This window comes from Streptomyces sp. NPDC058240, assembly GCF_042882135.1.
GTDB lineage: Bacteria > Actinomycetota > Actinomycetes > Streptomycetales > Streptomycetaceae > Streptomyces.
Genome location: NZ_JBHVWT010000001.1, coordinates 903,212 through 911,646 on the forward strand (window position 1 = coordinate 903,212; position 8,435 = coordinate 911,646).

The 8,435-nt window shown below is 72.2% G+C and carries 7 protein-coding genes; 3 read left to right on the plus strand and 4 right to left on the minus strand.

From position 1 onward, the window contains the following. Positions 1-119 precede the first annotated feature (119 nt). A complete protein-coding gene (locus tag ACFVX4_RS04025; RefSeq protein ID WP_389971652.1) occupies positions 120-1,451 on the minus strand; it encodes an extracellular solute-binding protein in 1,332 nt (443 codons plus the stop codon). A gap of 710 nt (positions 1,452-2,161) precedes the next feature. After that, positions 2,162-2,854: a FadR/GntR family transcriptional regulator gene (locus ACFVX4_RS04030; protein ID WP_266425821.1), complete on the minus strand. Its 693-nt coding sequence runs from the start codon at positions 2,852-2,854 to the stop codon at positions 2,162-2,164. 174 nt (positions 2,855-3,028) lie between these two features. Here ACFVX4_RS04030 and leuA point away from each other — a divergent pair, with 174 nt between their 5' ends. Further along, complete coding sequence (gene leuA / locus ACFVX4_RS04035) at positions 3,029-4,816, plus strand: 2-isopropylmalate synthase (protein ID WP_389971653.1); 1,788 nt, start codon at positions 3,029-3,031, stop codon at positions 4,814-4,816. 167 nt (positions 4,817-4,983) lie between these two features. Next, positions 4,984-5,166, plus strand: coding sequence for a hypothetical protein (locus tag ACFVX4_RS04040; RefSeq protein WP_389971655.1), 183 nt, complete (start codon positions 4,984-4,986; stop codon positions 5,164-5,166). A 14-nt stretch (positions 5,167-5,180) separates the two neighbouring features. Here ACFVX4_RS04040 and ACFVX4_RS04045 read toward each other — a convergent pair whose 3' ends face one another. Next, positions 5,181-6,152, minus strand: coding sequence for a spermidine synthase (locus ACFVX4_RS04045; RefSeq protein ID WP_389971657.1), 972 nt, complete (start codon positions 6,150-6,152; stop codon positions 5,181-5,183). Between the two features lie 109 nt (positions 6,153-6,261). After that, a complete protein-coding gene (locus ACFVX4_RS04050) occupies positions 6,262-6,708 on the minus strand; it encodes a hypothetical protein (RefSeq protein WP_389971659.1) in 447 nt (148 codons plus the stop codon). Positions 6,709-6,951: 243 nt separating this feature from the next. Here ACFVX4_RS04050 and ACFVX4_RS04055 point away from each other — a divergent pair, with 243 nt between their 5' ends. Further along, a complete protein-coding gene (locus ACFVX4_RS04055) occupies positions 6,952-8,319 on the plus strand; it encodes a tetratricopeptide repeat protein (protein WP_389971661.1) in 1,368 nt (455 codons plus the stop codon). Positions 8,320-8,435 lie beyond the last annotated feature (116 nt).

The window sequence follows — 8,435 nt, forward strand, 5'->3', positions numbered from 1 at the left end:
TGGGGGGGGGGGGGGGGGGGGGGGGGGGGGGGGGGGGGGGGGGGTGGGGGGGGGGGGTGGGGGGGGGGGGGGGGGGGGGGGGGGGGGGGGGGGGGGGGCCCCCCCCCCACCGGCGGCGGTCAGCCGATCGCCTTGTCGATCGCGTCGGTCGCGGCCTTCCATGCCTTGTCGGGGCTGGTGCCCCGCTGCTCCATGTTGGTGATCTGGGTCGAGATGGTGTCCTTGATGACACCGTCCTTCGGGCCGAGCACCGCCTCGGGGATGGACTTGGCCTCGTCGGCGTAGATCTGTCCGATCGGGGCGTCGTTGAAGTACGGGAGCTTCGCGTTCTTCACGTCCGGCAGTTCGTACGCGCCCTTGTTGGACGGGAAGACACCGATCGCCTTGAACACGGCCGCCTGCTGCTCGGGCGCGGTCAGCCACTTCACGAGCTTGCCGGCCTCCTCGACGTTCTTGCCCGACTTGGGCACGGTGAGGAAGGAGCCGCCCCAGTTGGCGGCGGTCGCACCCGGCGCGGTGGTGATGTCCCACTTGCCCTTGTTGCCCTCACCGGCGTTGGCAGAGATCTGACCGGCCATCCAGGCGGGGCAGGCCACGGTGGCGATGGTGCCCTTGCGCAGCGCGGGGACCCAGGTGTTGGTGTCGAACTGGGCGAGGCCCTGGGAGAGCTTCTTGGACGCGACCTCGGCGGCCAGGTCCCAGCCCTGCTGGACGCTGGGGCTCTCCTTGTAGATCGGCTTGCCGCTCTCGTCGTAGTACTGCTCGGCGTTCGAGCTCACGACCGCGTTGAACATGGCGCTCGCGGAGTCCATGAAGTACGTCCCCGCCGGGGCCTTCTTCTTGTACTCCTCACCGAGCTCGATGTAGTCCTCCCAGCCGCCCGCGACCTTCTTGGCGACCTCCGCGCGGTCGGTCGGCAGACCGGCCTTCCTGAACAGGTCGGTGTTGTAGCAGAGGGACATCGGACCGATGTCGGTGCCCGCGCCGATCACCGCGCCACTGGGCGCGGTGGCCTGCTTGGCCTTCCAGGAGACCCAGTCGTCGACGTCGATCACCTTGCCGAGGTCGACGAAGGAGTCCGCCTTGGTGTCGGCGATCTCCTTGATCCGGCCGACCTCGATGCCCTGGATGTCGGCGAGACCGCTGCCCGAGTTCAGCTGCTGGAGCAGCTTGGGGTAGTAGATCTTCTCGTCGGCGGTGACGTCTTCCTTGATCGTGATGTTCGGGTGCAGTTCGTGGTACTTGGCGAAGAGCCCGGCCTCCTTGTAGCCGAACTGCCCGAAGTCGGCGACGGTCAGCGTGATGTTCCCGTTCGCGTCGGGGCCCGTGCTGCCCGACGAGTCCGAGTCGCTGCTGCAGCCGGTCAGCAACAGGGCCGGGACCGTCAGGCCCGTGGTGGCCAGAACCGCGGCTCTGCGGCTCCGGCCGGCGACGGTGCGGGTGATGCGCATTCCACTACTCCTTGTTCCGGGTGGGACGTTCCGGGGTGGGGCTGGCGTTCTGACTGCGCGGCGGGGTCGCCGGTGAGTGCGGGTGCCGCGCGGTTCAAGGGGGAGGGCACGGGCAGTGCCGTTCGGGCGGGCGGACCGTCCGATGTGGGAGCGCTCCCATGCGTCGATGTCGGAAGGTTCCTGCCTTGAAGGGGTGGGTGTCAAGAGTTGAAGACGCTTCCGTTGCCCGAGCGTGTCCGGCAAGTCACGGGACCGTGTCCGGCCGAGGTCTTGCCGCAACCCGCATACGCCGCCCGGGATTTCGCGCCGCCCGGAGAACACGCAGACCAGAGGCCCGGCAGGGAAGGTCCACCACGCCGGTCGACCAGGACCGCACCCGCCGCGCCGCATTTCCGCCCGCCGCCGGGAGCGGCCCACGTCATCCCCGGTTCACACCGGCCCGCCCGCCGGAAGGTGAACGGGGTGCCACACGGCGGGGCGGTCGGGGGCGGGTCCGCCTTTTCCCTCCGAAGCCGGTCTCCCGCGTCCCCTTGGAGTCGACCCGGCCTGGGGCCTCTCGTTTGGATCACGCCGGGCTCGCGTGCCCCGGCACCGCGCCTCGCCGCGTTGTCGTCAGTCGCCAGGGCTCCTTCCCCGAGCTCTCGGCTCCGCCTTGCGATCCACGGCACCGGACCCCGCTCCCTGATCCGGCCTGATCCAAACGAAAGGCCCTACGCCGCCCGCAGCCGGGCCAGCGTGGATTCGAGTTCGGCCTGCGCGGCCCGCCCCGCCGACTCCGCATCCCCGGCGACCACGGCCCGTACCAGCGCGTCATGGGTGGCGTCGCCGTGGTCCGGATCCTCGCGGCGCAGGCCGAACAGCTCCACGAGGTCGATGAGCCCCTGCCGCAGCGCGGGCGCGAACTCGCCGAAGAGATCGGTGAGTACGGGATTGTGGGCCGCGGCCACCACGGCCCGGTGCAGCGCGATGTCCGCGTCCACGAACTCCGCGTCTCCCCCGGCCCCCGCCGCCCGCCGTGCGGCGAGCGCCGCGTCGAGGGCGATCAGGTCCTCGTCCGTACGGCGCCGGGCGGCCAGCCGGGCGGCCTGGACCTCGATCAGCATGCGCACCTCGTACACATCGGTGACCGCGGCCCGGCGCAGCCGGGTCGGCCAGTCCTCCGTCACCCGGTCGGCGATGACGAAGACGCCCGCGCCCTGGCGGGACTGGAGCAGTCCGAGCGTGGCCAGGGTGCGTACCGCCTCGCGGACCGTGGAGCGGCCCACGCCGAGCGTCTTGGCCAGGGTCGTCTCGCCGGGGATCTTCGTGCCGACCGGCCAGTGCCCCTCGGTGATCTGCTCGCGCAGATGGTTCGTGGCCTGTTCGACCAGGGGGCTGGGGCGGAGCGGACCGAGCGAGGACACGGGTTCACCTGTCAGGTTGTCTGAGGACTTGTTGTGTGGCTACTCTACCGGCCATGACGCACAGCGGTCTCCTTCTTCTCGGCTGCCGCGGCGGGGCCTGAAGCGACCGGCACCCCGCCGCGGGGTGCCGTGCTGCGCCGGTCGCGTCCGGCGATGCGAGAAGAGACCGTCCTCATGTCCGACCGTCAGTCACCGATGCACGGCTTCCCCACCATCTGCACCCCGCGCGGGCCCGTGCCCGCCGACGCCCCCCGCTGGAATCCGCAGCGGGCGAGCTCCATGCCCTCCCACCGCTATCGCTCCGCGTTCGACCGCGTCGAGGTCCCGCTGACCGGCCGTACCTGGCCGCAGGCCCGTATCGAGCATGCCCCGCTCTGGGTGCCGGTGGATCTGCGCGACGGCAACCAGGCGCTGGCCGAGCCCATGGACACGCCACGCAAGCGCCGGATGTTCGATCTGCTCGTCGCGATGGGGTTCAAGGAGATCGAGATCGGCTATCCCTCCGCGAGCCGCACCGACTTCGACTTCGTCCGGCACCTCGCCGGAAGCGGCGCCGTGCCGGACGACGTCACCGTGGTCGTCTTCACCCCGGCCAAGCAGGATCTGATCGAGCGGACCTTCGAGTCCATCGAGGGGATGGACCGCGCGGTCGTCCATCTGTACATCCCGACCGCCCCCGTCTGGCGCGACGTGGTGCTCGGCCGCAGCAGGGCCGAGGTGCACGGCACGGTGCTGGAGTCCGCGCGGCAGATGGAGCGGCTGGCGCGGGCGCGGCCCGGGACGGACATCCGGTTCGAGTTCTCCCCCGAGGTGTTCGTCCTCACCGAGCCGGACTTCATCCTGGAGATCTGCAACAGCCTCACCGAGCTGTGGGACGCCTCCCCGGACCGGCCGGTCATCCACAACCTGCCCGCCACGGTGGAGATCGCGACGCCGAACGTGTACGCGGACCAGATCGAGTACATGCACCGTCATCTGGAGCGGCGGGACTCGGTGATCCTCTCCGTCCATCCGCACAACGACCGCGGCACCGGCGCCGCGTGCGCCGAACTCGCCGTCCTGGCGGGCGCGCAGCGGGTGGAGGGCTGCCTGTTCGGCAACGGGGAGCGCACCGGCAACGTCGACCTGGTCAATCTGGCCCTCAATCTGCATGCCCAGGGCGTCGACCCGATGATCGACTTCTCCGACATCGACGAGATCCGCCGCACGGTCGAGTACTGCAACCGGCTGCCGGTGCCGCCCCGCCACCCCTACGGCGGCGATCTCGTGTACACGGCGTTCTCCGGCACCCACCAGGACGCCATCAGCAAGGGCTTCGCCCACCACGCGAGCAGCGGCTCCGAGCTGTGGTCGGTGCCGTATCTGCCGATCGACCCGGCGGACGTGGGGCGTACGTACGAGGCGGTCATCCGGGTCAACAGCCAGTCCGGGAAGGGGGGCATCGCCCATCTGCTGCGGAGCAACTACGGGGTGGATCTGCCGGCCAGGCTGCGCGCGGACTTCTCCCGCACGGTGCAGGCCGCGACCGACGACAGCGGTCTGGAGGCCACGCCGAAGGATCTGTGGGAGCTGTTCGACACGGCGTACCTGACGCCCGGACGGGACGGAAGCGTGGCCCTGACCTCCTGGTCCACGGACCGGAACCCGGCCGGTGAGCACCGGTTCATCTGCACGCTGCGGGTGGACGAGCGGGAGGGCGACTACGAGGGCACGGGCAATGGTCCGGTGTCGGCGTTCACCCGTGCGCTGGCCGCCGCCGGCATCGGGGTGGACGTCCTCGACTTCACGGAGCACGCGACGGGTCCGGGGCAGGGCAGCCCGGCGATGGCGTACGCGGAGTGCCGGGTGGACGGAGAGGTGTGCTGGGGGGCGGGCCAGGACACCTCCGTCCTCACGGCCTCGATCCTGGCGGTGCTGTCGGCGGTGAACCGGGCGGAGCGGACGCACAGCCGCACCGCATAGGGGCGCGCATCCCGGCCGGTTGTGGGGGGGTGGGGCCTGGCCCCGCTCGGGCCGTTGCCCGTCGAGGCCGATCCAGAGGCGCACCTCCGTACCGCCGAGCACCGATCGCCCGATCCGCACATCGCCGCCGGTGGACTCCGCGACCCGGCGGACGGTGTCGAGACCGGGTGGTCTTCGAGCTCGGCGGGCACTCGGCGAAGCTGGTCTCGGCGACACCGGCACCGGACTGGTCGGTGCGGGTCTGGACGAACTCGACCTGGATCCGGATGGGTTTCGGCCGGGACGGCGGTACGACGGTGTCGGTCTTCTGCACCTGGAACGACCATCCGCCACAGGTCGAGATCGTCTGACCGGTCATCAACGCCTATCCGAAGGCCGAGGGAGGCGGCGCCGGGGACGGCTTGGCGTCCGCGTCACTCACCGGCGCCGCACCGCCGGTGAAGTCGGCGAGGGCCCGCCCGTGTTCGACGCGTCCGGGATGCGGATCGGTCGCGACCCGGCGGGTCAGCTCCGCGACCTTCAGCGGCAGGTCCGAGGCGAGCAGCACGGCGTTGCCGAAGCGGCGGCCGCGCCACACGGTCGGGTCGGCGGCGAGCGCCAGCTCGGGGAAGACCGTGGCCGCGGTGGCGATCTGGCCGCGCAGATGGGTCAGCGGCGGCCCGTCCGCGAGGTTGGCGACATAGCTCCCGCCGGGCTTCAGTACCCGGCGGACCTCGGCGAGGAACTCGGTGCTGGTGAGGTGCGCGGGGGTACGGGCCCCGCTGAAGACATCGGCGATGACGAGATCCGCCCAGCCGTCCTGGATCTTCCCGAGCCCGGCGCGGGCGTCGGTGGCCCTGACCCGGATCCTGGCCTGCGGGTCCAACGGCAGATCCCGGCGGACCAGTTGGACGAGCGCGGCGTCCACCTCGACGATCTGCTGGGTGGAGCGGGGCCGGGTCGCGGCGATGTAGCGGGCGAGCGTGAAGGCCCCGCCGCCCAGGTGCACCACGTGCAGGGGCTGTCCGGGGGGTGCGACGAGATCGGCGATGTGGCCGATCCTGCGCTGGTACTCGAAGGACAGGAACGTGGGGTCGTCGAGATCCACATGGGACTGCGGGGCGCCGTCCAGCGTCAGCGTCCAGGCGCGTGGCCGCTCCCGGTCGGGGACCAGCTCGGCGAGGGAGCCGTCCACCGGTTCGGCGAGGGGCTCCGCCCCGCGCCCGGCGCGTCCGGCACCGCGTTCGCCCCTGCCTTCGGCCTTGCCATCGGTCCGGCTCCCGGCCTTGGTCCCGGCCTTGCGGTCGGACCGCTTGCGGGCGCCCGCACCCCCGCTCGACGCTCCTCGACGTGCCACCGCTGCTCGTGCCCGCTCACTGCTCTTCGCTCCGGACCGGTACAAGACCGGCCGTGCCGGGGAAACCCGCCCACCTGCCCATTATGGGCGCGCGGGCGAGGACCGGACGTCAGCGGCAGTTGTCGGCGGCTTCGATCAGCCGGGCCGCCTGGTCGAGTGCGGCCCGCAGCACGGCCGGGTCGGTGACCGGGGCGTCGCCCTCCGGCGGCAGCAGCCAGCCGCTGCCGGTGACCGGCGGCTCGGCGGGGATGCGCAGCCCGCGGCCGGCGGTCTGCGTACAGGCGCTGCCCGGTACGTCCCATGCCTCGGCGGTCCCCGGCGGCACGAGGAAGCCGAGGGTGTCGCAGGCGCCGTCGTGCAGGACCGGGCCGACGTCCTGCTCGGCGTCCCGGCGCAGGATGTCCACGGCCTCCAGGCCCTGGCGGGCCGGGACGGTCACCAGGTCGCAGGGTTCGGCACCGTGGTCCTCCGTGGCCGTGGTGGGCGCCGGAGCGCCCGTTACGGCCGGGGTCGTCGCAGTCGTCCGCGAGTCGGTCTCCGTGCCGAGATGCAACAAGGGACCTCTCCTCTCATCGCCGGGCGGAGCCGGATTCCGTCTCCGCATGGACCAACGCGCCGACGGCGTCAAGGGCTACGGTGCCACGCCGCCGCAAAGGGTGGCAGTTCATGGCGGATCGTGGGCGAGATGCCTGCTTTATTGGCAAACGCTCCGTGTGTGACTCGTCACAGCAGGTACGTTCTTGCTTCGCCGGGACCACCGGAAGCAGGAGGCCCGGCTGCAGAAGAGAGGTCCTCGCCCATGGTGTCGACAGGGGCAGTTCCCAACCTCGCCTTCCGGCGGCTGCGCGGCCTGCGCTCCGCCGGGGAGTTCGCTGCCGCAGTACGCAGATCGGCCCGCGAGATCGGCGAGCAGGTCGCGTGCGACGCCCGGTACATCGGACGCGTGGAGTCCGGGGAGATCCGCTGCCCCAACTACGCGTACGAACGGGTCTTCCTGCACATGTTCCCCGGAACGACCCTGGCGGACCTGGGCTTCTCACCGCGCGAAACCGTACGCGGCCGGGGGGCGCGGACCACTGCCGAAAGTCCACCGCCCCCTACGCTCCACAGCGACCCCGACGAGGAGAGCGACGTGCTGCGTCGCGTATTCATGACGAGCGGCACCACCACGATGGCGACCGCGACCCTGGGCCCGTGCCTCGGCTCCGCATCCGCCGCTGCCGCCGCCCCGCCCGACCCGCGCCGGGTCGGCGAGAGCGAGGTGAGCGCCGTCGAGAAGGCGGTGCGGCAGATCCGGCTGCTCGACGACCGGCACGGCGGTGACGGCCTGTACCGCAGGGCGTCCCGGCCGCTGCGGGCGGCGTACGCGCTGCTCGACTCCGGGGCGGCCACCAAGCGCTCCACCGCCGACAGACTGCATGCCGGAGCGGGCGAACTGGCCATCTCGGTGGGCTGGCTGGCCCATGACTCGGGCCGGTCCGAGGACGCCCGCTCGCACTACGCGGAGGCACTCGCCACGGCGCGGGTGGCCAGTGATCCGGCGCTGGAGGCGCACGCGTTCTGCAATACGTCGTTCCTGGCCCGGGACACCGGGCGGCCCCGCGAGTCCGTGCGCGCGGCGGAGGCCGGACAGCGTGCGGCCCAGCCGCTGGGCTCGCCCCGGCTGCTGGCACTGCTCGCGCTGCGGGAGGCGGGGGGCCGGGCGGGGCTCGGGGACCGTACGGGCTGCGAACGGGCCCTCGGCCGGGCGCACACCGCGTTCGGACGCGGTCCGCGCGACGCCGATCCGGAGTGGATGACCTTCTTCCGGGAGGCGGAGCTGGAGATGCTGGAGGCGCAGTGCTGGTCGGCGCTGGGCGACTGGTCGCGGGCGGCCCGGCACGCGCGGCGGGCCACCCGGCTCCAGGACCCGCACTTCACCCGGAACCTGGCGCTGTACCGGGCCGAGCTGACCTGGGACCTGGCCCGCGCGGGCCGGGCCGCGGAGGCGGCGACGGCGGGCCACCAGGTGCTGGACCTGCTGGACCGCGTCCAGTCGACCCGCATCCGGGCGATGCTGACGGAGGCGGTGGGGGTGCTGATGCCGCAGCGGGGCGTGGCGGAGGTGCGGGAGTTCCTGGAGCGGTACGCGGAGGTGACGGAGGCCGCCACGTCCGCGTCGGCCTGAGAGCCTGTCGGGTGGGCTCCTGGCCGGGGGGGCCCCCAAAGGCCTCCGCCGTGCCCGTGGGCCTTTTTTGTTTCTCTGTTTGTTTCGGGGGGGACATCCATTCCCCCCAACCCCCA